Source organism: Rahnella selenatireducens (assembly GCF_046449555.1).
In the GTDB taxonomy this organism is placed as follows: domain Bacteria; phylum Pseudomonadota; class Gammaproteobacteria; order Enterobacterales; family Enterobacteriaceae; genus Rahnella; species Rahnella selenatireducens.
The window spans coordinates 1-639 of record NZ_JBKEZJ010000054.1; the positions used below are offsets into that span (position 1 = coordinate 1).

1 protein-coding gene is annotated in these 639 nt (G+C 41.5%); it reads left to right on the forward strand.

Annotated features, from left to right (window positions below):
- On the forward strand, positions 1-639 hold a 639-nt coding region (locus ACLBVC_RS24785; protein ID WP_458351920.1), incomplete at both ends, for a T6SS immunity protein Tli3 family protein.

Consider the following 639-nt stretch of genomic DNA (forward strand, 5'->3'; position numbering starts at 1 on the left):
CTCATGATCATTGCCGTGGTTATCTTTGTGATATGGCTCCTGTGGAACATTGTGGTTTCAATGATCCCGACCATAGGCGGCAGTTTTGGCGCGGGTTTCCCCAGCGGTTCCGGTGGCCGGGCTATCCGGGATGTTGAAATCGACGTAGAATCTCAGGTTGTCTATCGCATTGACGATCATCGTTTTTTCACACTAGAGCAATACCTTGACTGTAACAACGGCGGATTTGTTTATTACAACGACACGAATAAAAAAATTAAGGTTTTGGCTGGTTATGAGGGAGCAGATAAAAGGCCTCAAAACGAAGTGACAACAATGCAGGAAAATGATGTGCTTGCACTAAACGGTAAGTTCGTTTATGCCGCCAGCGATAATGTGATTGCTTACCCAACCAGAGATGTGAGTTATAAATACGGAAACTCTACTCATTACATAGCTTATAAAAACATCAGTGACCCCTCAAAAAATGCAAAATTTGAGGTTTCACCATCGAGTTCACGCACAAATATTGTTACAGACGATGCTATTTACGTGCAGGTTTCAAATGCAACGGGAAATTATAAAAAACACCCCATCCCAAAAAAAACAGATAATTATGAATGGATTGAATCTTCAAAGGTTAACTTCAAAAGAGTGTCC